Annotated in this window: 20 protein-coding genes, 1 tRNA gene and 6 pseudogenes; 13 read left to right on the forward strand and 14 right to left on the reverse strand. The window is 56.0% G+C overall.

Annotated elements, in window-relative coordinates:
• Positions 1–99: 99 nt before the first annotated feature.
• From DG357_RS00310 to DG357_RS00325, 4 genes and pseudogenes are all read right to left on the reverse strand, one after another.
• The gene (locus DG357_RS00310) at positions 100–1,464 is read right to left on the reverse strand and encodes an efflux transporter outer membrane subunit (RefSeq protein WP_088204456.1); all 1,365 of its coding nucleotides are present in this window, start codon (positions 1,462–1,464) and stop codon (positions 100–102) included.
• A complete protein-coding gene (locus DG357_RS00315; protein ID WP_088204457.1) occupies positions 1,464–4,574 on the reverse strand; it encodes an efflux RND transporter permease subunit in 3,111 nt (1,036 codons plus the stop codon). Before DG357_RS00315 ends, DG357_RS00310 begins: the two co-directional genes overlap by 1 nt.
• Positions 4,574–5,693, reverse strand: a pseudogene (locus DG357_RS00320) (efflux RND transporter periplasmic adaptor subunit). The gene DG357_RS00315 and the pseudogene DG357_RS00320 overlap by 1 nt, the downstream one beginning before the upstream one ends.
• A gap of 148 nt (positions 5,694–5,841) precedes the next feature.
• Entirely contained in the window at positions 5,842–6,411 is a 570-nt protein-coding gene (locus DG357_RS00325) for a TetR/AcrR family transcriptional regulator (RefSeq protein ID WP_028014987.1), read from the reverse strand.
• A 186-nt stretch (positions 6,412–6,597) separates the two neighbouring features.
• Here DG357_RS00325 and DG357_RS00330 point away from each other — a divergent pair, with 186 nt between their 5' ends.
• The 7 genes and pseudogenes from DG357_RS00330 to DG357_RS00360 all read left to right on the forward strand — a co-directional run bounded on the left by DG357_RS00330 (position 6,598) and on the right by DG357_RS00360 (position 10,812).
• A complete protein-coding gene (locus DG357_RS00330; RefSeq protein ID WP_088204459.1) occupies positions 6,598–7,017 on the forward strand; it encodes a GNAT family N-acetyltransferase in 420 nt (139 codons plus the stop codon).
• A 147-nt stretch (positions 7,018–7,164) separates the two neighbouring features.
• Entirely contained in the window at positions 7,165–7,965 is an 801-nt protein-coding gene (gene nlpA, locus DG357_RS00335; RefSeq protein WP_028014989.1) for a lipoprotein NlpA, read from the forward strand.
• A gap of 122 nt (positions 7,966–8,087) precedes the next feature.
• Complete coding sequence (locus DG357_RS00340; RefSeq protein WP_041911690.1) at positions 8,088–8,867, forward strand: MBL fold metallo-hydrolase; 780 nt, start codon at positions 8,088–8,090, stop codon at positions 8,865–8,867.
• Positions 8,868–8,893: 26 nt separating this feature from the next.
• Positions 8,894–9,592: pseudogene (locus DG357_RS00345) on the forward strand (GlxA family transcriptional regulator); the annotation flags it as partial.
• 2 nt (positions 9,593–9,594) lie between these two features.
• A pseudogene (locus tag DG357_RS23310) lies at positions 9,595–9,828 on the forward strand (VENN motif pre-toxin domain-containing protein); the annotation flags it as partial.
• Positions 9,829–9,843: 15 nt separating this feature from the next.
• Positions 9,844–10,352 (forward strand): annotated as a pseudogene (locus DG357_RS00355) (polymorphic toxin type 25 domain-containing protein).
• Positions 10,353–10,356: 4 nt separating this feature from the next.
• The gene (locus DG357_RS00360) at positions 10,357–10,812 is read left to right on the forward strand and encodes a hypothetical protein (RefSeq protein WP_048960249.1); all 456 of its coding nucleotides are present in this window, start codon (positions 10,357–10,359) and stop codon (positions 10,810–10,812) included.
• Between the two features lie 38 nt (positions 10,813–10,850).
• Here DG357_RS00360 and DG357_RS00365 read toward each other — a convergent pair whose 3' ends face one another.
• Positions 10,851–11,939: an AAA family ATPase gene (locus DG357_RS00365; RefSeq protein WP_048960250.1), complete on the reverse strand. Its 1,089-nt coding sequence runs from the start codon at positions 11,937–11,939 to the stop codon at positions 10,851–10,853.
• Positions 11,932–12,828 (reverse strand): LysR substrate-binding domain-containing protein, encoded by an 897-nt coding sequence (locus DG357_RS00370; protein ID WP_044597397.1) that lies wholly within the window; start codon positions 12,826–12,828, stop codon positions 11,932–11,934. Before DG357_RS00370 ends, DG357_RS00365 begins: the two co-directional genes overlap by 8 nt.
• Before the next feature lie 130 nt (positions 12,829–12,958).
• Between DG357_RS00370 and DG357_RS00375 the strand changes: the two genes are divergently transcribed.
• Genes DG357_RS00375 through DG357_RS00385 form a run of 3 tightly spaced genes read left to right on the forward strand, consistent with a single transcriptional unit; the run spans position 12,959 to position 15,261 of the window.
• On the forward strand, positions 12,959–13,969 hold the full coding sequence (locus tag DG357_RS00375) for an aldo/keto reductase (RefSeq protein WP_048960251.1): 1,011 nt from the start codon (positions 12,959–12,961) through the stop codon (positions 13,967–13,969).
• Between the two features lie 45 nt (positions 13,970–14,014).
• A complete protein-coding gene (locus DG357_RS00380) occupies positions 14,015–14,812 on the forward strand; it encodes an SDR family NAD(P)-dependent oxidoreductase (RefSeq protein ID WP_088204460.1) in 798 nt (265 codons plus the stop codon).
• A gap of 32 nt (positions 14,813–14,844) precedes the next feature.
• The gene (locus DG357_RS00385; protein ID WP_048960253.1) at positions 14,845–15,261 is read left to right on the forward strand and encodes an SRPBCC family protein; all 417 of its coding nucleotides are present in this window, start codon (positions 14,845–14,847) and stop codon (positions 15,259–15,261) included.
• Positions 15,262–15,402: 141 nt separating this feature from the next.
• Here the strand turns inward: DG357_RS00385 and DG357_RS00390 are convergent, their stop codons facing one another.
• The 3 genes from DG357_RS00390 to DG357_RS00400 all read right to left on the reverse strand — a co-directional run bounded on the left by DG357_RS00390 (position 15,403) and on the right by DG357_RS00400 (position 17,700).
• Positions 15,403–16,362: a YbgA family protein gene (locus tag DG357_RS00390; RefSeq protein ID WP_028014994.1), complete on the reverse strand. Its 960-nt coding sequence runs from the start codon at positions 16,360–16,362 to the stop codon at positions 15,403–15,405.
• A gap of 102 nt (positions 16,363–16,464) precedes the next feature.
• Complete coding sequence (uraH, locus tag DG357_RS00395) at positions 16,465–16,875, reverse strand: hydroxyisourate hydrolase (protein WP_069733374.1); 411 nt, start codon at positions 16,873–16,875, stop codon at positions 16,465–16,467.
• A gap of 99 nt (positions 16,876–16,974) precedes the next feature.
• A complete protein-coding gene (locus DG357_RS00400) occupies positions 16,975–17,700 on the reverse strand; it encodes a MerR family transcriptional regulator (RefSeq protein ID WP_028014996.1) in 726 nt (241 codons plus the stop codon).
• 117 nt (positions 17,701–17,817) lie between these two features.
• Between DG357_RS00400 and DG357_RS00405 the strand changes: the two genes are divergently transcribed.
• From DG357_RS00405 to DG357_RS00410, 3 genes are all read left to right on the forward strand, one after another.
• Complete coding sequence (locus DG357_RS00405; protein ID WP_049137128.1) at positions 17,818–18,342, forward strand: lipocalin family protein; 525 nt, start codon at positions 17,818–17,820, stop codon at positions 18,340–18,342.
• Between the two features lie 78 nt (positions 18,343–18,420).
• Positions 18,421–18,576, forward strand: coding sequence for a hypothetical protein (locus DG357_RS22880; protein ID WP_159087770.1), 156 nt, complete (start codon positions 18,421–18,423; stop codon positions 18,574–18,576).
• Between the two features lie 26 nt (positions 18,577–18,602).
• Positions 18,603–19,043: an acetyltransferase gene (locus DG357_RS00410; protein ID WP_088204461.1), complete on the forward strand. Its 441-nt coding sequence runs from the start codon at positions 18,603–18,605 to the stop codon at positions 19,041–19,043.
• Here the strand turns inward: DG357_RS00410 and DG357_RS23315 are convergent.
• The 5 genes and pseudogenes from DG357_RS23315 to DG357_RS00430 all read right to left on the reverse strand — a co-directional run.
• Positions 19,040–19,195 (reverse strand): annotated as a pseudogene (locus DG357_RS23315) (hydroxyacid dehydrogenase); the annotation flags it as partial. The gene DG357_RS00410 and the pseudogene DG357_RS23315 sit on opposite strands and share 4 nt — an antisense overlap.
• Before the next feature lie 4 nt (positions 19,196–19,199).
• A pseudogene (locus DG357_RS22890) lies at positions 19,200–19,400 on the reverse strand (hydroxyacid dehydrogenase); the annotation flags it as partial.
• 103 nt (positions 19,401–19,503) lie between these two features.
• Entirely contained in the window at positions 19,504–19,785 is a 282-nt protein-coding gene (locus tag DG357_RS00420; protein WP_088204497.1) for a SymE family type I addiction module toxin, read from the reverse strand.
• Positions 19,786–20,154: 369 nt separating this feature from the next.
• A complete protein-coding gene (locus DG357_RS00425) occupies positions 20,155–20,781 on the reverse strand; it encodes a DUF6680 family protein (protein WP_088204463.1) in 627 nt (208 codons plus the stop codon).
• A 79-nt stretch (positions 20,782–20,860) separates the two neighbouring features.
• Positions 20,861–20,955: transfer RNA gene (locus DG357_RS00430), tRNA-Sec, on the reverse strand.
• Between the last annotated feature and the right edge of the window lie 77 nt (positions 20,956–21,032).

Consider the following 21,032-nt stretch of genomic DNA (forward strand, 5'->3'; position numbering starts at 1 on the left):
CAGGCTTCCCATGAAATATATCGTTACATTCAGTGTAGCGATTCCAGTCGAAAGTATGATTTTCTCTTTTCTGCGCATGAGAATCGCCCACCGATAAGGTTACTGGATCCCCCCGCCCAGCGACTGCCACAGCGTGATGCGGTTCTCCAGGTCGGTTTGCTGCAGCGCAATCAGCGATTCCTGCGCCGACCACAGCGACCGCTGCGCGGTCAGTACCGTCAGATAACCCCCCGCGCCCGCCTTATAGCTGCGCGTTGCCACATCCAGCGTTTTTTGCTCGGCCGCCACGTATTCTCGCTGGGCATCAAGCTGCTCGCTGAGCGTTTCACGGCGCGCCAGCGCGTCGGCCACGTCTTTAAACGCGCTCTGGATGGCTTTTTCGTAGGTCGCAATTAACCCTTTTTTCTCGGCTTCTGCATAACGCAGCTGCGCCAGATTGTTGCCACCGCTGAACAGCGGCAGGGTGATGGACGGCGCGAATGACCAGACCTTCATCCCGTGGCTGAACAGGGAGGAGAGCGAGTTGCTGCCGACGCCCGCGCTGGCGGTCAGTGAAATGGTCGGGAAGAAGTTGGCGCGCGCCGCGCCGATATTGGCGTTGGCGCTCAGCAGGTTATGTTCCGCTTCCTGAATGTCCGGGCGGCGCAGCAGCGCGCTGGAGCTGACGCCCGCAGGGATCAGCGTGATGGCGTTGTTGCTCAGGCTCTCCAGCGTACCGGGCAGCAGGTTCTCCGGCACCGTATCGCCCGCCAGCAGATTGAGGGCGTTTTTGTCCTGCATTACCTGCGTCTGGTAGCTCGCCACGCTGGCGCGCGCCTGCTGGTAAACCGCCATCGCTTCACTGACGTCCGTAGCCGCCGCGACGCCCACTTCCTGCTGGCGTTTCACAATCTTCAGCGAGTTTGCCGCGCTCTCCATTGTGGATTTCGCCAGCGCCAGGTTGCTGTTATCCGCCGCCAGCGTCACCCAGGCCGTGGTCAGCTCGCTAACCATCGTCAGGCGCGTGTTCTGCGCGGTGAACTCGCTGGCAAGCCAGGTTTCACGCGCGGCGCGGGAGAGGCTCTGGTTGCGACCAAACAGATCCAGCTCGAAGCTGGAGACCGCGCCGTTGGCTTCGTCGCTTGTCGCAACACCGCTTGCCAGCGTGCGGCTGCGGGTGTGGCTCAGCTCGGCGTCCACCGTCGGAAACAGGGACGAGCGCGTTTCACCGTACTGTGCGCGGGCGGCGTCGATATCCGCGATCGCTTTTTGCACGTCGCGGTTGCTGTTCAGCGCCATCGTCACCACGCTTTTCAGCCTCGCGTCGTTCATCACCTGCTGCCACTGGCTCACCACGGCGGTGGCTTCGCCGTGCGCGCCGGGCAAGGTCGCCGGGACGGGAGCGTCCGGGCGTTGATAGGTAGGGTCTAACGACACACACCCTGTGCTCAGCAGGGCTAACGCTAAAACAGTGACACGAAACATTATGACCTCCGGTTCGCGTGTTTACCGGAGAACAGACGTTTCACCAGTACAAAGAATAAAGGGACGAAGAAGATCGCCAGCAGCGTCGCGGCCAGCGTTCCGCCGATAATGCCGGTACCAATTGCCACGCGGCTGTTGGCACCGGCACCAGTTGCAACGGCCAGCGGCGTCACCCCTGCGATAAACGCCAGCGACGTCATGATGATGGGACGCAGACGCGTCTGGGCGGCACGCAGGGCGGCGCGCGTCAGGGAGTAACCTTCTGCGACTTTGGCTTCGGCAAACTCGACAATCAGGATGGCGTTCTTCGACGACAGGCCGATAGTGGTGAGCAGCGCCACCTGGAAGTAGACGTCATTACTCAGGCCGCGCAGGGAGGCGGCAAGCGCCGCACCCAGCACCCCAAGCGGGATCACCAGGATGACCGAAATCGGCACCGACCAGCTTTCATACAGCGCCGCCAGACACAGGAACACTACCAGGATCGAGAGGGCATAAAGGCTCATCGCCTGACCGCTCGCCAGTTTTTCCTGTAAGGACAAACCGCTCCACGCCCAGGTGCTGCCGGATGGCAGGCTGTTTGCCAGCTGCTCCATTTTGCTCATCGCCGTGCCTGAGCTCGCGCCGCTGGCGTTTTCGCCCTGTATCTCATACGCCGCCGAGCCGTTGTAGCGCACCAGGCTTTCCGGGCCATACTCCCAGCGAGTGGTGGCGAAGGCGGAGAACGGGGTCATGGTGCTGTCGCTGCCGCGCACATACCATTTGTTGAGATCGGACGGCACGGCGCGATAGTCGCTGTCGCCCTGGATGTAGACCTTTTTCACACGGCCGCGATCGATAAAGTCGTTCACGTAGGTCCCGCCCCAAGCGCTGGAGAGGGTGTTGGTGACGTCGCTCAGGGACAGCCCCAGTGACACGGCTTTGTTGTTATCGATATCGACCTGAAGCTGCGGCATCTGCGGCAGATCGTTGGCGCGCACGGCGTGCAGCGAGCTGTCCTGGTTGGCTTCGCCAATCAGCTGGTTACGCAGTTTCAGCAGCGCATCGCGGTCGGTGCCGCCGCTGGCCATCAGCTCAAAGGTAAAACCGTTGCTCTGGCCCAGGCCGTCCACCGCAGGCGGCGTCATCGCAAAGATGGTCGCATCGCGGATGGTGCTCAGTTCCTGCGTGGCACGCAGGGCGATGGCCTGAGCCGTGTTTGCATCGCCTTTACGCTCTGACCAGTTCTTCAGGGAGACAAACGCCATCCCGGCGTTCTGGCCGCTGCCGCTGAAGCTGAAGCCTTCAATGGTGAAGATCACGTTGGTGTTGGCTTTCTCTTTGGTGAGGAACCACTCGCGCACCTGGCGGCTGACTTCGGCGGTACGTACCGTCGTCGCGCCGGCTGGCAGGGTGTACTGCACCATGATTTCGCCCTGGTCTTCCGTCGGCAGGAAGCTGCCCGGCAGCTTAAGCATGGCGAAGCCCATCGCGCCGCAGAGCAGGACGTAGATGACCAGCATGCCGCCGGAACGGCGCAGAGCGCGCAGCACCTTGTTCTGATAACCGCGCTCGGTCCTGCTGTAGAAGCGGTTAAACGCGCCGAAGAAGCCCTTTTTGTGCGGCGTCGTGTGGCTCAGAATCGAGCCGCAGAGCGCGGGCGTCAGGGTCAGCGCCACCACCACGGAGAGGAACATCGCCGAAATAATGGTGACCGAAAACTGACGGTAAATCACCCCGGTGGAACCGCCGAAGAAGGCCATCGGCAGGAATACCGCAGAGAGCACCAGCGCAATGGCGACCAGCGCGCCGGAGATTTCGCCCATCGATTTCTCGGTGGCTTCCCGGGCGGGCAGCCCCTCGTCGCGCATAATACGCTCGACGTTTTCCACCACCACGATGGCGTCATCCACCAAAAGCCCAATCGCCAGCACCATCGCAAACAGCGTCAGGGTATTGATGGAGTAGCCGAACAGCGCCAGCACGCCGAAGGTACCCAGCAGAACGACAGGTACCGCCAACGCGGGGATCAGCGTCGCGCGGATGTTTTGCAGGAACAGGTACATCACCACCACTACGAGGACAATGGCTTCGAACAGGGTCTGAATCACGTCCTCAACGGAGATCTTGATGAACTCGGTGCTGTCCTTCGGGTAGGCCACGTCGTAGCCTTCCGGCATCGACTTTTTGAACTCGGCAATCTTGTCTTTCACCGCCGTCGCAGTGTTGAGCGCGTTCGCACCCGGTGAAAGCATGACTGCCATACCCGCCGCCGGGTGGCCGTTGAGCTTCGCGGTGGCGGTATAATCTTCGCTGCCCATCTCCACGCGGGCGACATCGCTGATGCGCACCACCGCGCCGTTGGACTGGCTCTTCACAATGATGTTTTTAAACTGATCCACCGTCTGCAGGCGCGACTGGGCGCGGACGGTGGCGGTCAGCTGCTGGGCGTTCGACGAGGGTAGCGCGCCGATTTTACCGGCGGAGACCTGCACGTTCTGCGCTTCAATCGCGCTCTGCACGTCGGACGGCATCAGCGAGTAGGATGCCAGCTTCGCCGGGTCGAGCCAGATGCGCATCGCGTATTCCGCCCCGAACACCTGCAGGCTCCCGACGCCTTCCACGCGCGCCAGCGGATCCTGCATATTACTCACCAGCCAGTCGGCAATATCCGAGCTGCTGGCGGTGTCGGTTTTATCGTACACGCCCATGATCAGCAGGAAGTTGCTCTGGGATTTTTCGACGGTGATCCCGGACTGCTGCACCTCGGTGGGCAGGCGCGATTCCGCCTGCTGGACTTTGTTCTGCACCTGCACCTGAGCGGTGTCCGGGTCAGTGCCCTGCTCGAAGGTGACGGTAATGCTCACCGATCCGTCCGAGCTGCTGGTGGAGGTGAAGTAGAGCAGGTTATCCAGCCCGGTCAGCTGCTGCTCGATCACCTGCGTTACGCTGTTTTCCAGCGTCTGCGCGGAGGCACCGGTATAGGTGGCGGAGATTTTGATCGACGGCGGCGCGACGTCCGGGTACTGCGCGACCGGCAGCGTGCGGATGGCCAGCATTCCGGCGAGCATGATAAGAATAGCGATAACCCAGGCAAAGACCGGGCGACGCACGAAGAAACGGGAAAACATCAGGCGTTTCCTCCGTTGGCTTTCATCTCTTCGGCCTTCACTTCCTGCCCGGCGGTGACTTTGTCAGTACCTTCCACAATCAGCCTGTCGCCCGCCTTCAGCCCGCTCAGCACCAGCCATTTGTCGCCGTAGGTGTCACCCGTTTCCAGCTGACGCTGCTCGACCTTGTTGCTGGCATTGACCACCAGAGCGGTGGCGGTGCCTTTGGCGTCACGGGTGATGCCCTGCTGCGGCGCGAGGATCGCGTCGCTCATGACGCCTTCATCCACCCTGGCGCGGACAAACATGCCTGGCAGGAGCTGATGCTGCGGGTTCGGGAAGACGGCGCGCAGCGTGACCGAGCCGGTTGATTCATCCACCGCCACTTCGGTTAACGCCAGGCGGCCTTTCTCGCTGTAGGTGCTGCCGTCTTCGAGGATTAACGACACGCTTAGCGTATCGCTATTGGTGGCAAGGGTTTGCTTGCGTAAACGCAGCAGATCGGCGCTGGAACGGGTTAAGTCGACGTACATGCTGTCCAGCCCGCGAATGGTGGCGAGCGCGGTATCCTGCTGGGCGGTGACCAGCGCGCCGGGGGTGACGGAGGAGATGCCGATGCGTCCGGCAATCGGCGCGGTGACGGTGGTCCAGTTGAGGTTAATGCGCGCGCTCTCCTGCGCGGCCTTCTTTGATTCAATGCTGGCCTTGTCCTGCGCGCAGGTGGACTTCGCGTCTTCTGCGTCCTGACGCGACACGCCGTCGTCTTTCACCAGTTGCGCATAGCGCTGGGCTTTCTGGCAGTCGGCCTGCACCAGCGCCTGGGCCTGTTTCAGCGCCGCGGCGGCTTCATCAAACGCCGCGCGGTAGCTGGAAGGGTCAATGATACAGCGCCTGTCCGGCCTTCACGGTATCGCCTTCGCTGAACAACCTCTTCTGAATAATGCCGCCCACCTGCGGGCGCACTTCGGCGCTCATGGCGGCGGTGGTACGGCCCGTGAGCTCGCTGACGACGGAGACCGGCTGGCTCATGAGGGTGACAATCCCCACATCCGGAAGAGGATGCTGGGGAGCAGATGTTTGCGCATTATCGCACCCGGTCAGGAGGAGTAATGCCGCGATGGAGGTTGTTATGGTTTTCATAATCTTTTTCCAGGGTGAACGATGCCTGCCCTGTTAAAGGCTCAACAGGGAGGGGGGCTATTTAAAGGCACAGCGATACCGCATCTCCGGCATGGCCGGAAATGTTAATTTGGGAAATTACTTATTCCCGCTAATTATTCACATGCGATTACTTCGCAGAGAAAAGCATATTTAAAATATTCTGATAGATAGGCTCTAATTGTTCCGACGGTACTTTTAAAGGCGCGAGTCGACGGTAAATCGTGCCTTCGATCATCACCGCGGTAATTTCCACGCAGCAGCGAATATGTTCATCGCTCAGATGGGGAAATTGTTTTTTCAGGTGCGCACAGGCGTTGGTAAACATCCGGGCATCGGCTGCGATCAGCATGGCCGCCACCTGCGGGTTACGGGTTGCCTCGGCAGACATTTCGAGCATCAACGCATCGTCGTCTTCGTTGAGCGTCTGACGCCAGGCGAGCGCCTGCGGCATCCCTTCCACCACCGTTTTGTCCTGCATCCCTTCGATGCGTGAGTCGATAATGCGGCGGATCATCTCTTCAATAATTGCGTCTTTGTTACTGAAATAACGGTAAATTTGCCCGACGCTAAGCTTCGCCTCACTGGCAATTTGTGACATGCTGGCGGCGTGAAATCCGCTGGCGCGAAAGCAGCGACGCGCGGCGGTGATGATTTCGTCCTGACGTTGTTTTTGTCGTTCTTCCAGCTTTGTGCTCATCGTCGTCTACCGTGTAAAAGTGAGAATGATCGTTCTCAGTATACGTTTTGGGTGCGTATTGGAAAGGCTTTTTTTATTTAGTTATTGAGTGAATGTTTCTGTATTAAAAAAATGGAGGAAATTAGGAGTTTTTATGAAGGTTAAGCTGTGAGATATTCAAATTGCGCGGAAAATAAGGAGAGGAATATGCACCTGAGCATTACTTATAATGTAACACCCGCAGAAAAAGAAGAGCTATTTGTGGGGTTAAGAGCCTATAACGGACAGTTTATCGATCTGACAAACTTTAGCGGCGACATTGGCGTTTATGTACGAGACGATAAAGGCGTCATGCTCGGCGGGCTCATTGGGGTGCGTAAAGGTAACTGGCTGAATATCGATTTTCTCTGGGTCAGCGACACCGTGCGGGGTACCGGCGTGGGCAGCCAGCTTATCAAAACGGCGGAAGATGAAGCCAGACGCAAAGGCTGCAAGCATGCGCTGGTGGATACCGTCAGCTTCCAGGCGCGTCCGTTCTATGAAAAACAGGGGTACCAGCTGCAGATGTCTTTGCAGGATTATCCGTACCCGGGCATGCAGCGACATTACCTGGCGAAAGTCCTTTAAGCTCTGAATCCGTAGGCCGGGTAAGCGCAGCATCACCCGGCCATACCCGCATATAACTTATCCTTCTTATTGATTCTTTTTCGTTTTTTATTTCACCGCCTCGTTGTCGATATAGTCACTACAACATTCAGCAAAAGGAACTTTCTCGTGAAACGTCGATTGGGTGCTCTGGTTCTCGCTGGCCTGCTGCTGGCAGGGTGCGATCAAAGTGGCAGCGATGCCAAACACATAAAAGTGGGCGTCATCAACGGCGCTGAACAGGACGTGGCGGAAGTCGCCAAAAAGGTGGCAAAAGAAAAATATGGCCTGGACGTGGAGCTGGTGGGCTTCAGCGGCTCGCTGTTGCCTAACGATGCCACTAACCAGGGAGAGCTGGATGCCAACGTCTTCCAGCATCGCCCGTTCCTTGCAGAAGATAACAAGGCGCATGGCTACAAGCTGGTGGCCGTGGCCAATACTTTTGTTTTCCCGATGGCCGGCTATTCCCGCAAGATCAAATCCGTCTCTGACCTGAAGGACGGGGCGACTATCGCCATTCCAAACGATCCGACCAACCTTGGCCGCGCGCTGCTGCTGCTGCAAAAAGAGAAGCTCATCACCCTGAAGCCGGACACCGGGCTGCTGCCGACGGCGCTGGATATTACCGCCAACCCTAAGCAGCTGAAAATCATGGAACTGGAAGGGGCACAGCTGCCGCGCGTGCTGGATGACCCGAAAGTGGATGTCGCCATCATCAGCACTACCTATATTCAGCAAACCGGGCTATCGCCGGTGCATGACAGCGTCTTTATTGAAGACAAAAACTCGCCGTACGTGAACATCGTGGTGACGCGCGAAGACAACAAAGACGCGGAGAACGTGAAGGCGTTTATCCAGTCCTATCAGTCACCGGAAGTGGCGAAAGCGGCAGAGACGATCTTCAACGGCGGGGCGGTGCCAGGCTGGTAAAGGTGCCGGCAGAAAACGCGGTGATGAAAATGGCCCGATTCCATCGGTAATCGCCCTTTAGCCCACAGCACCAATTGTGACGGCTGGCTATCCTCCTTATCACACCAACCGGAGGATAGCCCATGAACATTACCCAAATTCGCAATGCCACCCTGCTGATTACCTACGCCGGAAAACGCCTTTTAATCGACCCGATGCTGGCCCCGAAAGGCGCTTATCCGGGCTTTCCCGGTACGGCGCATGCCGAACGCCGTAACCCGACGGTCGAACTTCCCGTCGACGTCAATACGCTGCTGGACGCTGACGCGGTGATCGTCACCCATACCCATGACGATCACTGGGATCGCACCGCGGCAGAGCTGATCGCCAAAGACAAACCGATCTACGTGCAAAACGATCGTGATGCCGCTCTGCTGCGCAGCCAGGGATTTACCAACCTGACGATCATGACCGACGAGACCACCTTCGGGGAGGTTCGGATTGCGAAAACGTACGGCGGCCAGCACGGGACCGACCGCGCTTACGCCGTGCCAGAACTGGCGGAGCGGCTGGGCGAGGCCTGTGGCGTGGTGCTGCGTCATCCTGATGAGAAGACGCTCTATCTTGCCGGGGATACCATCTGGCGCGAAGAGGTGGCAGCCGATCTGCAAAAACACCAGCCGGATGTGGTGGTACTGAACGCCGGTTATGCCCACGTCATCGGCTTTGGGCCCATTATTATGGGACAGGAAGATGTGCTTAACGTCCATTTCCTGCTGCCGCAGGCTAAAATCGTCGCGAGCCACATGGAGGCGATTAACCACTGCCTGTTGACCCGCAGCGCGCTGCGTGAGTACGTCGAAGCCAACCAGGTGAGCGATGTGGTGAGCATTCCCCAGGATGGCGAAACCGTTATATTCTGAGTGCGTTAACGGGAAAGGAGAGACAGATGTCGCTAATCAACGTCGCGATTGTCGCGGTAGACGGGTTCAGCCCGTTCCACTACTCCGTTCCCTGCATTCTGTTTGGTGATTCGGTCTCCGGCGAAAAGCGCTTTAACGTGACGATCTGCGCCGAAACGCCGGGGTTGCTTACCTCAAAAGACGGGTTTGCCCTCAACGCCACGCAGGATTACACCGCCATCGGGCAGGCAGACATTGTTGTCGTTCCCTACTGGCAGCACGTCCTTGAACGGCCGCCTCAGGCGCTGCTCGACAGCCTGGTGTTGGCGAGAGACAACGGCGCGGAAATTGTCGGCCTGTGTCTGGGGTCGTTTGTGCTGGCCTGGGCGGGGATCCTCGACGGTAAACGGGCCGCCACCCACTGGGAGTTTGAACATCATTTCCAGTCGCTCTTTCCGAACGTCCAGCTGGATATCAATGCCCTCTACGTGGATGACGGCAATATCATCACCTCTGCCGGTACCGCGGCTGCGCTGGACTGCTGCCTGTACATCATTCGCCAGCGTTTTGGCAGCGTCGTCGCCAACCAGATTGCCCGTCGGATGATTGTCCCGCCCCATCGCGAGGGCGGGCAGGCGCAGTTCATCGCCCAGCCGGTTCCGAAAGATACCCGTGACGCACGTATTAACTGCCTGATCGACTACCTGCAGCAGCACATCACCGAACCGCATAGTCTGGACTCGCTGGTGCTGCGGGAGCTGCGGGGGCCGCGTCAGGGGAGCTGGCTGCGCATGCTATAGCCAGCGTGCTCTATCCGGAAGTGAAAGACCTGTCGAAACTGAGCGAAGATCAAATGCAGACGGTCATTACGCTGGCTTCAGTATCGGCGGGGATGGCGGGTGGATTGGCGGGAGGGAGTACGGCTTCGGCAGCTGCTGGGGCGCAAGGTGGGAAGAACGCGGCAGAGAATAATGCTACCTCAAACTGGGGTGGATTAGTGCCTCCAGCAACACAACAGGATGCTTCACTGGCTTTCGATCTCGGCGGTAAAGGTGTATCTCCCGACAAAATTAACAAGGCTATTAAAGACTCTCATATTGGTCCATCAGTAGGGGATACGGCAAAAATCCATGGTGATGTAAAAGGTCAGGTGGCTGTTGGTTATGTCGGCGGGGGCTATCTGGAGGGGGCCTTTCAGAAGATAAATTCGCAATTAATGGCGGGATAACAAAGGTGTTTGGCTGGCGCGCGGATGCGTCGGCTGGATTAACTTTCGGGCCTTATCCAATTAAGGATTTCAATCCGGCTTATGATTATTCCGGTTCCATATCCGCTGGTATTTTTTCAATTGAAGGATCTGTAGGTAAAGATGGCGTTGGTGGTGCTTTCAGAATTGGCGGAGGTATTGGTGCTAGTATCCGACAAAGTGAAAATCATAACAACCTGCCGGAGATCGACGGCGCTGGCAGTACCGAACTCGTATCCTGGCCCTTCAAAAAGGATTAATTAAATGATTTATCTGCTCTTAGGAATTGCGCTGTTCGCATTTTTCGTTGGAACGGTCGTGTTTTTTCGTTTTAGTAAAGTGACAGGAAGAAGCGTCCAGTCACCGTTTACCCCGATGTTTTTCTTTGACGCGCTATTTTTTGGTCTGGGTAGTAAGCGAGACATGAACATCGCGGCATGTTCATTTATCGTCTTTCTAGTCAGTATCTGGGGATTAACTTATTTAAAATTAAGCACTCATTTTTGGGGCAGTCGCGAAAGTTATTTTGGTTTTGCGATCGCCGGGATTTTATTTCTGATTATGCATTGTCGCTATTGTGCAAAAAATGTCGTTATCAGAAATGATGGCCTGGCTCCCATGAGAGAGTTGATTAATCTCCGGCGGTCCGGCCTCATCAGCCCTTTTTTATGGTTAAGCCGGGCCGGATATCTGGGGTTCTTTATTGGCATGATTCGCTGAAGCGAGATGCGGAAAAACAGTCTCCGTACTCCTGGAGACTACCCCAGCCTCTCCACCCTCGTCTCCCCCTCCGCCATCGATAGCTGATACAGCGAAAACGATCTGTGCTTCTCAATCAACGTCGCCAGCTCCGGCGAGTGGCTGGTGAGCCAGATCTGCGAGTAGCGACTGGCCTCGGCGATTAAGCTCGCCAGGGCGGGCAGCATCTGTGGGTGCAGGCTGTTTTCCGGTTCGTTCAATGCGATAAATGCTGGCGGGCGCGGGCTTAACAGCGCCACCGCCAGGCACAGAAAGCGCAGGGTGCCGTCGGAGAACTCCGCCGGTTCCAGCGGCCTGCTCAGCCCCTCGCGCTGCATCATCATGCGAAAACGTCCACCGCTGTTGTCGCTGTAAAACACGCAGCCGGGGAAGGCCTGGTCAAGGATGCGCATCAGCAGCAGCTCGTCGCCAATCTCCACGATAGTCTGAAACGCCGCAGCCAGGTTGGCACCGTCGCTGGCCAGCACCGGGGAGCGGAAACCGACCTGCGGAGCGCGCATCGCCGAGCCGATTGATACAGAAAACTCATGATAAAAGCGCCAGTTACGCAGGGACTCGCGCATCTGCGACACTTCCGGGTAAAGGTGCGGTTCGCCAAGCTGCCCGAATACCGATTCGTTCTCGTACAGCGTGCCGCTGTGGGTCACCTTCTCGTGATGCACGTTGTTCAGAAACACGGCCTGATTCCTGCGCTTCATCAGCTGTGACGACGGTCGACGGTGCTGGCCGCTCAGCCAGATGGACTCCTCTTTGATCACCGGGTCGAGCTGAAACTGTGAGGGATACGGCAGCTTCTCCACAAACCCGACCTGCAGCTCGTATTCGTAGGTCTCAGTTTCTACCGCCAGATTCATCCGCCGCAGCTGGTCGCTGCGGGTTTTGCCTGCCCAGAACACCTTCAGAATGCCGCCCTCGTTCGCCAGCGCCTGGGAAAACTGCCCTTGCGCGGCGCTGTGCATCAGGTATATCGCCTTGTAAATATTGGATTTACCGGTACCGTTCGGCCCGAAGACTATATTGAGCTGCTCCAGCTCCAGCGACATCTCGCGGATGGAGCGGTAGTTTTGAATGTGCAGGGTGTTAATCATTTTTGTTCCCACGCAAAATTTCCCTGAAATGCGTGACCAGTGGACGCTGGTTGGCCTTATGCCACGCCGCCCACAGTTGAGTTGAGTAAGGCATCCACGTTAGTTCGCGCAGTATCACCCCTTCCGGTGCGTTATGACGCAGGCTGTGCTGGATGAGCGCCAGTCCAAGCCCGGCGGCCACAAGCCCCAGTGCCGTTAGCGGTTCACCCGCCTCCAGACGAATGGTCGGGTTAAATCCAGCCTTCACGCAGGCGGCAACAAACTCGTCGCGGGAGTGAGCATCATCGTTGTGAATGACGGCAATCCACTCCTGATCCGCCAGTTGCGCGGGCAAAAGGACTTCTTCCTGAGCCAGAGGGTGATGTTGCGGCAATGCCAGCAGCATTTTGTCATCCAGCACCTGAATATATTCCAGGTCTTGCTCGCTTTCCGCAGGTGGCGTGTCGACCAGTGAAAAGTCGAGGCTGCGCTGACGCAACCCTTCGATCTGCGTGGCGGGTGGTTGGCTGTAAAGGGCTATATGAACGTCCGGGCGGGACTGGCGCAGTGTGCGTAAGGCGGTAGAGAGCACACCGGAGTGCATCGCGTTTTCAATATAGCCGATACACAACCCCCCATCCTCACCGCGGCCTAAGCGCTTTCCGAGGGACTCCAGACGGTTCGCGTGGGTCAGCAGGGAGCGGGTCTCAGCGAGGAAAGTTTGCCCGTCGGCGGTTAAACGTATGCGCTGCTGGTTGCGTTCAAAAAGCATCAAACCGAGGCGTTCTTCAAGCTGGGCAATCTGGCGGCTCAGCGGAGACTGAGAGATATGCAAACGCTCGGCGGCACGGCCAACGTGCTCCTCTTCTGCCACCACCACGAAATATTTCAGCTGTCGTAAATCAATCATGTCAGACCTCAAAGGACTCAAGTTAGACGAATTATGTCCTATCAAGTCATAACCTCGCAAGGTATTGTGATCAGCGTCACAGGGCGACAGCGAAATCGCCCGACCTGAACCCAAAAACTGAGGACATCTTATGAGTATCAAAAATCTGTTACCTGCAAACATCGGCCTGGGCGGCGCACCGCTGGGCAACATGTTCCGCAACATTCCTGAGGATGAAGCATTGGCCACCGTACACGACGCCTGGAAACTGGGCGTGCGTTACTTCGACACCGCACCGCTTTATGGCTCTGGCCTTTCCGAACTGCGCATGGGTGAAGCGCTGTCTCAGTATCCTCGCGACGAGTATGTGCTGAGCACCAAAGTAGGCCGCATCATGCTCGACGAGATGGAAGATCCCGCGACCCGTGATTTTGGTGAGAAAGGCGGTCTGTTTGAACACGGTCTGAAAAACAAAATTCTCAATGATTACTCCGCTGATGCCACGCTGCGCTCTATTGAGGATAGCCTGAAACGACTGAAAACTGACCGTCTGGATATCGTCTGGATCCACGATCCAGCGCAGGATTTCTACGGTGACAGCTGGCTGGAACAGTTTAATGTGGCGCGTACCGGTGCGTTCCGTGCCCTGACTCGCCTGCGAGAAGAGGGCGTCATTAAAGCATGGGGTCTGGGCGTAAACCGCGTCGAGCCGTGCGAGCTGACGCTGGCGCTGGATGAGCCTAAGCCCGATGCCTTCCTTCTGGCGGGCCGTTACTCTCTGCTCGACCATAAACGCGCCTTACAGCGTCTGATGCCAGAGGCGCTGGAGCACAATGTCGATATCGTGATCGGCGGTCCCTACAGCTCAGGCGTGCTGGCCGGAGGGGAGCACTTCGAATATCAAAAAGCCTCTCCGGCTATTCATGAGCAGGTGGCACGTATTCAGGCTGTTGCCGCGCAGTTCAACGTGGATGTAAAAGCTGCGGCACTGCAGTTTGCGCTGGCGAATCCGGCCGTCGCCGCCGTGATCCCTGGCTCCAGCCGCCCTGGCCGTATGGCTGAGGATTTGGCTGCGCTAAAAACCACCATTCCAGTGGCATTCTGGGAAGAGATGCGCCGTCAGGGTCTGGTTGCTGAGAATGCACCGCTGCCCGTTCGTTAATCACCGCGGGGTCGTCAGGCCCCCAATACTTACATGAGAAATATGATGAAACTGGATCTTACCGACAAAATTGCGGTGGTGAGCGGCTCTACGTCCGGCATCGGGCTCGGCATTGCCGACGGGCTGGCACAAGCGGGAGCCACCGTCGTGGTGGTTGGCCGTCAGGAAACCAGCGTGGCCACAGCGATTGCCAGCATTAAAGCAAAAAATCCAGCCGCGCTGCTGCGTGGTGTGGTGGCTGACCTTAGCACCGAACAGGGTGTTGCCGCACTGATCGCCGCCGTGCCTGTCGCCGATGTGCTGGTAAATAACCTTGGCATATTTAACGACAAAGACTTCTTCACCGTGCCGGACGACGAGTGGAAGCATTTCTACAACGTCAACGTTCTGTCCGGCGTCCGCCTGGCGCGGCACTATGCGACAGCCATGGCAGAGCAGGGATGGGGACGCATTATTTTCGTGTCGTCCGAATCTGGCGTGGCCATTCCCGGTGACATGATCAACTACGGCGTCACCAAAGCCGCTAACCTGGCGGTTTCGCATGGACTGGCAAAACGGCTGGCGGGCACAGGCGTCACCGTGAATGCGATTCTGCCCGGTCCGACATTTACTGATGGCCTGAAAACGATGCTGGCCGAGGCTGCCGAAAAATCAGGCCGTAACGCACGTGAACAGGCCGATGAGTTTGTCCGCAGCGCGCGCCCCAGCTCGATTATTCAGCGCGCCGCGGATGTGGAAGAGGTGGCAAACCTCGCCGTTTATCTGGCATCACCGCTCTCTTCCGCGACCACGGGTGCTGCCCTGCGTGTGGATGGCGGTGTTGTCGACACCCTCGCAATGTAATCCTACATTACTGATATTAAGAGAGAATAATCATGGCTAATACAACAGTATCTATTGAAATTCCGGCATCTGCCGAAACGGTGTGGCAACTGATGGGGGGCTTTGATGCCCTGCCAGACTGGCTACCGTTCATCCCAGAAAGCGTCTCCTCTGAAGGCGGGCGCGTACGTTCGCTGACCACGGCTGATGGTGGCACCGTGATTGAACGTCTGGAAGCGTTTGATAACCGCCAGCGCAGCTACAGCTACTCGATTATGAAAGCGCCCTTCCCGGTGGTGGATTATCTTTCCACCATTACGGTACATGAAACGGCCGACAGCAACGTCTCACGTGTAGAGTGGTACGGTGAATTCACGCCGGTAAATGTTTCTGACGCAGAGGCCCAGGCCCTGTTCAGCGGGATTTACCAGGATGGGCTGGAAGCGTTGAAAAAGAATTTTGTCGCATAATCCTCAGAGCGCCGTTTTACGGCGCTTTTTTTTGCCGATCGTATGGGTTAAGCGCAAAAAAGAGACGACAGTGAGGATGTCGTCTAAACGGGGTACTGCTTTGGGCCTCTATGGGTCAATGGGGCCTTCGCATTTTTTTCATCACTTGACTGCCAGACGCAGACCCAAATCATCAGGATAGGGATCAAAGTAGTTTTGCGTCATCAGATACCGGTCGGGGTATTCGGCCAGGTAGTGCTTCAGCAGCGTGATCGGGGCGAGGATAGGCAACTGTCCGTTGCGATAGTGCAGGATCACATCGCGCAGCTCGCCGCGCTGGCGGGTGTTGAGTTGGTTACGGAAATAGCCCTGAATATGCATCAGCACGTTGGTGTGATTCTTCCGCGAGGCGGGTTTTTTCAGGATGGTCATCAGCTTTTCCCGGTACGCCACGAAGAAGGCGTCCAGGTCTTCCCACTCGTGCAGCGAGGCAACGAACGGGCCAATCTCACGGTAGCCCGCCTGGTGGTGCGCCAGCAGCTGAAGCTTGTAGCGGCTGTGGAAGTCCAGCAGCGCGCGGCGCGTGAGGCCATTTTTACGTAGCGTGTTGAGTTCGTGCAGCGCAAAAACGCGCTCGACGAAGTTTTCCCGCAGCACCGGGTCGTGCAGGCGTCCGTCTTCTTCAACGGGCAGCCACGGCAAGGTTTCAAGGAGGGCGGCGGTGAACAGCCCGACCCCCTCCTTGCGGCCCCGGTTGCCGTTTTCATCATACAGCCGCACGCGTTCCATGCCGCAGCTTGGAGATTTTGCACAGACAACAAAGCCTGCGAGATCGCCGATTTTCGGCAAATAATCTGCCGCAAATTCAGCCATTTTCTGCGTAACGTCTTCGTGAGGCGCGTGGCTGAAGCGCATCTGCGTTTCTCCGTCTGTCGTGACGATCAGACGCAGCGCCGGGCGAGGCGTCGGCAGGCCGATGGCCATCTCCGGGCAGACGGGCCTGAAATTCACCCACTGGGCCAGCTCATCCATGATGAAGCCCATGCGCTTATGTCCGCCGTCAAAGCGAACGGCGGATCCGGTCAAACATCCGCTAATACCGAGCACAGGTTTCGTTGTCATGGTGTAGTCCTCCCGTTCATATAACTAAAACTTACACAACATGACTAATTTGTCCAAGTATTCGCGGAACTATTTTTTATAATCCTTTAAAATCAATGCCTCTTAACTGCCCTTGTAGGTCGAGTAGCCGTACTGGCTAAGCAGAAGTGGGATGTGCAGCTTCTCGTTGGTGCGGGTCACGGTAAACAGCACCGGGATCTCCGGGAAGAAGGTGTCCAGCTTTTTGCCGTGGAAGTACTCTGCGGTTTTGAAGGTTACTTTGTACACGCCAGGCTGCATGTCCTGATCCTGCGGATAGAGCGATTTGATACGGCCATCGTGGTCGGTTTTGCCGCTGGCAATCGGGGTCCATTTGTCCTGCTGCTGCTTCTCCAGCGTAACGGTAACGTCTGATGGCGGCATTCCGGTTTGCTGGTCAAGAATGTGGACGCTTAGCGTGCCGGCAGGGGCGCTAAAGGCTGCAGGGGCAAAGGCCATCGAGGCCAGGATCAGCAGAGGGGCAGTTTTTTTCATGGTGTTTTCCTGTTGAGTTATTCGTCACAGGAAAACGTTAGCATCTGCGGCGCGGGAAAATATTCAACTTTTCGTGAAGATTCCCGCAGGAGAAAATTATCAGAGGATAATCACTTCAAGCGATACCTGCTGCTGCCACTGCTCCACCTGCTTTTTCCGCCCGGCGGTGAGCTTGCCGCTGGTGACCAGCAGCCATTTCCGCTCCGGGAAAATCTCCGGTGCCAGCGCGTCTGGCGGAACTGGCAGAATGTCGATGCGGTGGCCCTGCCCGGTGCGCGTTAGGGCTTCGAGCCAGATCTCGCACGGGTCATTCAGGTGCCAGCCGCTGAGCAGAATATTGTCGCCCGGCGCTTTTTTATCGCCTTCGAGGCAAAACGAGGTGTAGGCGATGATGATGCCGTCGAGGATTGCGCGCAGGGTCATGGCGGCGGCGACGTTAGCCGAGACCTGGCTGCGCAGCGGACGCAGTACGTTCGCGACCAGTTCCGGCCTTGGGTACTCGCGCCCGGCGTCGTAAATCATCTGGCGCAGGGACTCGACTTTGCCGTCCTGCAGGCGTTGCAGCATGCTCTGCTGCAGCGTTTGCCAGTTGTTGGTCCGCCCCGGCGTCGGGCGTTCCAGCAGCGGTTTGACCTGGCCGATCGGGACGCCTTTTTTTACCCAGTCGAGGATTTTGAGCGCCTGCTGTACGTCCTCATCGCTGTACTGGCGGTGGCCGCCTTCCGTGCGCTGTGGCTTGAGTAAACCGTAGCGACGCTGCCACGCCCGCAGGGTGGTGGCGGTGATGCCGCTGAGTCTGGCGAATTCGCCGATGGAGTAAGCCATGTCCGTGTCCAGGGTGGAGGAATACTCTCAATATACTACGAATTTTCCCGAACGGGATGAAGCGCCGAAACGGTGCACTACACTTAACTTCCAACCGTGCAAATGAAAGGAATTCTCATGAAGCTATGGCCTGTTGTGACCGGTGTTGCGATTGCCCTGACGCTGGTCGCCTGTAAATCCCCCACGCCGCCGAAAGGCGTGCAGCCTATTACCCACTTTGACGCCAGCCGCTATCTCGGCAAATGGTACGAAGTCGCCCGTCTGGAAAACCGCTTTGAACGCGGTCTGGAACAGGTGACGGCGACCTACGGCGAGCGCAGCGACGGCGGCATCAGCGTGCTTAACCGGGGTTTTGATCCGGTGAAGAACAAGTGGAGCGAGAGCGAGGGCAAAGCCTACTTTACCGGCGAGCCGACCACCGCCGCGCTGAAGGTATCGTTCTTCGGCCCGTTCTACGGCGGGTATAACGTGATCAGGCTGGACGATAAGTACCAGTACGCGCTGGTGAGCGGCCCGAACCGCGACTATCTGTGGATCCTGTCACGCACGCCGACCATCCCGGATGCGGTAAAGCAGGATTACCTGAACACCGCGCGCAGTCTGGGCTTCCGGGTTGATCAGCTGGTATGGGTGAAGCAGTAAAAATCGTGCTTTCTTCCAGGGGGCATTACTGGCTAGCCTGGATAGACTTCCGTTAAAAGCCCAACGGAGAAAGACGGCATGAACCGGCGAGCGGAGCTGCCATCCCGGTGGGGAGCGTTACAGCAGCTACAGGATATTCACCTTGCGGCAGGCGTGCCGATGGAAAACGTCACCGTGGTGGTACCGAGGGATGGGGGGGATGGTGAAAATATCGCGAAGAGTGGATTGAAATAGTTCGGTTTTCTAATCATGATCCCCCCATGAAAATAGAAACCGCACTCCCAAGACACTTTGAACGTCTGGTCGCGATCTGGGAATCTTCCGTTCGCGCCACCCATCACTTTTTACAAGAAAGCGATATTGCGGCGCTGCGCCCGTTATTGCTTAACGCCTATCTGCCTAACCTCAAGGTCGTGATAGCTCGCGATGACGCAGGCGTTATTCACGGCTTTTTGGGCGTGGATGAAAACCGCATTGAAATGCTTTTTGTGGATGACGCGAGCCGAGGGAAGGGCGTCGGGAAATTGCTGCTAAAACACGCCATCGCCGAGTTTGGCGTAAACGAAGTGGACGTGAATGAGCAGAACCCGCAGGGCGTCGCGTTTTATCGCCATATGGGGTTTGAGCAGGTCGGACGCTCGGAGCTGGACGGGCAGGGGAATCCGTTTCCGTTGCTGCATATGCGGTTGAATCGGGATTAGCGCTTAGCCTGCTTATCCCATTTTAATAAGCCGACGATATCTTTCTCAACTTCGGCTTCTTTCTTGCTGATTTTGCCTGCTCCTTTTAAAACGCCCCGATCGTTAAATTGAAGGAACTGATCGAGTTTGGTTCGCCAGTCTCGTAAAAATACCTACTCCATCGCTGGCAGTTGTTCGGTAAAACCGAACAACTGAATTTTCGACCAGCTCACTCTCATCAAAAATATTCTTGATATGCCCACTGATCATGGCTTTGACTTTGCCGTATAACTCACAGATTGTGGCCTGTGAGAGACACAACGTATCGCTTTCGAAGCGGCATTCAATGCGAACTTTTCCATCCTTGCTGGCAAACATGACAAACTCACCGACTGGTGAATTTATTAATTCCTCATATGTCACGCTGCCTCCGCGTCACAAGATAGATGCCTGGAAGCTCGTAGTACGCCAGAAACAGCCGCTAAGCCAGGTGGTTTGTATTTGATCTTGCGAGACGCTTTCCATGATGCGGAGTTTGGATCGCCGCAAGTGCGTTCTCTATCTCAATAAGCTTTGCTTTCGTCCGTTTATAATCGTCCTGCAACCTCTGCTTCTGCTCGTTATACGCCACCAAAACGATGCATCCTTTCATGACTTTTATCGTGACCTGCTGCCCGGTATCAAAACCCGCCGCGCGCAGCCACTTGCCGGAAAGGATGATTTTCGGCGTGGATTTTTCGAAAACATTCGGACGGTATCCCATAATTAGCGAAAGCTCGGTTCCGGATTGGTCAGTGTCTGGGGAGAATGAGAATCTAATCAACCCTTAATAGCTCCTGAGGTTAGACGCTCCGGTTGTGTTCCCTCACATCGAGGCGTTGTTAGAAGAGGAGGTTAAAGTTGCCTCCTATATGTGTCGGAGTGGATAGGTGGCCTCATTTTAATCATGTCGCGCGAAAAAAAACGAAAGACGGGGGCAGTCTCCGCATTTAAAGATGCATATTGATCCGGCATTGAAGGAGCAGTTGGATGCAGTGGCGGCTGCGGAAGGGGTGAGTCTCGCCAGTTGGTTGAAAGAACAGGCGAGAGAGGAGTTACGAGCTAAATGTATTTCACCGAAAGCATGAACATATCAGTGTGATTCTTTATTGAAATCAGTTGTATTTTCAGAAACGACCTCATCATCCTGATTGGCCCTATTCAAGGGTGCATTAGTTATGAACATCGGTAAGGCTGTATCGCCAGAGAAAACTCTTTCTAAACCCTTTAAAATATTTGCTTGTGTTGTTTCTAAATCGCCATGAGCAATTGGCCTATAACAGTCTCTTTGCAATTGTACTTTATCAAAATCGTAATTCATTGCTTGAGAAAGAGCGTACAGTAAGTCTGTAAAGAGATCATCGGATTTAGATATCCAAATGTTAATGTCAAGGTAGTCTTGTATTTTATTTAGATGACTGTTATAACTTTTCCAAGCATGAGTAACAGTTTGTTCTTTCTTGGTTTGATATCTGACTTTAATTATTGGTATTTTTCTACCATAAAACTCTATATCGATCATATTCAAAGCTTGAACATGTTCTCTATGTAATCTTTGAGCTCTAGTAGACATTAGTGTTCTGAAAATAGAAAAGCGGCTTTGTTTTCTTTCTCTAAATTGCTCTAATGTTTTTTGTATTTGAACAGCAAGAACAGGACCTACTATAACTGCTGCTGTCATAATTATATCTTTTGATTCCATGCCAAATAATATGTTCATATAACGCTTCCCGATTGATAGTTATAGAAATATTATATGCTTTAAGAATGGATAGTTTAAAACGTAGTTATAATAATTTTGGCGGAAGATCACAGGAGTCGAACCTGCCCGGGAACGCTGGCGCCCCCAACTGGATTTGAAGTCCAGCCACCTCACCGGAGATGACGATCTTCCGCGCCTGCATTGCTACATGGAGGCGGGGCGCATTATAGCTACTTTCAGGCATTTACCACATACCCCACACCACTTTT

The sequence above is a fragment of the Enterobacter bugandensis genome (assembly GCF_900324475.1).
Taxonomy (GTDB): domain Bacteria; phylum Pseudomonadota; class Gammaproteobacteria; order Enterobacterales; family Enterobacteriaceae; genus Enterobacter; species Enterobacter bugandensis.

Coding starts and splice junctions, on each gene's coding strand:
- DG357_RS00310 (WP_088204456.1), bottom strand. CDS start 1,464: ATGTTTCGTGTCACTGTTTTAGCGTTAGCCCTGCTGAGCACAGGGTGT.
- DG357_RS00315 (WP_088204457.1), bottom strand. CDS start 4,574: ATGTTTTCCCGTTTCTTCGTGCGTCGCCCGGTCTTTGCCTGGGTTATC.
- DG357_RS00325 (WP_028014987.1), bottom strand. CDS start 6,411: ATGAGCACAAAGCTGGAAGAACGACAAAAACAACGTCAGGACGAAATC.
- DG357_RS00330 (WP_088204459.1), top strand. CDS start 6,598: ATGCACCTGAGCATTACTTATAATGTAACACCCGCAGAAAAAGAAGAG.
- DG357_RS00340 (WP_041911690.1), top strand. CDS start 8,088: ATGAACATTACCCAAATTCGCAATGCCACCCTGCTGATTACCTACGCC.
- DG357_RS00360 (WP_048960249.1), top strand. CDS start 10,357: ATGATTTATCTGCTCTTAGGAATTGCGCTGTTCGCATTTTTCGTTGGA.
- DG357_RS00365 (WP_048960250.1), bottom strand. CDS start 11,939: ATGATTAACACCCTGCACATTCAAAACTACCGCTCCATCCGCGAGATG.
- DG357_RS00370 (WP_044597397.1), bottom strand. CDS start 12,828: ATGATTGATTTACGACAGCTGAAATATTTCGTGGTGGTGGCAGAAGAG.
- DG357_RS00375 (WP_048960251.1), top strand. CDS start 12,959: ATGAGTATCAAAAATCTGTTACCTGCAAACATCGGCCTGGGCGGCGCA.
- DG357_RS00380 (WP_088204460.1), top strand. CDS start 14,015: ATGAAACTGGATCTTACCGACAAAATTGCGGTGGTGAGCGGCTCTACG.
- DG357_RS00385 (WP_048960253.1), top strand. CDS start 14,845: ATGGCTAATACAACAGTATCTATTGAAATTCCGGCATCTGCCGAAACG.
- DG357_RS00390 (WP_028014994.1), bottom strand. CDS start 16,362: ATGACAACGAAACCTGTGCTCGGTATTAGCGGATGTTTGACCGGATCC.
- uraH (WP_069733374.1), bottom strand. CDS start 16,875: ATGAAAAAAACTGCCCCTCTGCTGATCCTGGCCTCGATGGCCTTTGCC.
- DG357_RS00400 (WP_028014996.1), bottom strand. CDS start 17,700: ATGGCTTACTCCATCGGCGAATTCGCCAGACTCAGCGGCATCACCGCC.
- DG357_RS00405 (WP_049137128.1), top strand. CDS start 17,818: ATGAAGCTATGGCCTGTTGTGACCGGTGTTGCGATTGCCCTGACGCTG.
- DG357_RS22880 (WP_159087770.1), top strand. CDS start 18,421: ATGAACCGGCGAGCGGAGCTGCCATCCCGGTGGGGAGCGTTACAGCAG.
- DG357_RS00410 (WP_088204461.1), top strand. CDS start 18,603: ATGAAAATAGAAACCGCACTCCCAAGACACTTTGAACGTCTGGTCGCG.
- DG357_RS00420 (WP_088204497.1), bottom strand. CDS start 19,785: ATGGGATACCGTCCGAATGTTTTCGAAAAATCCACGCCGAAAATCATC.
- DG357_RS00425 (WP_088204463.1), bottom strand. CDS start 20,781: ATGAACATATTATTTGGCATGGAATCAAAAGATATAATTATGACAGCA.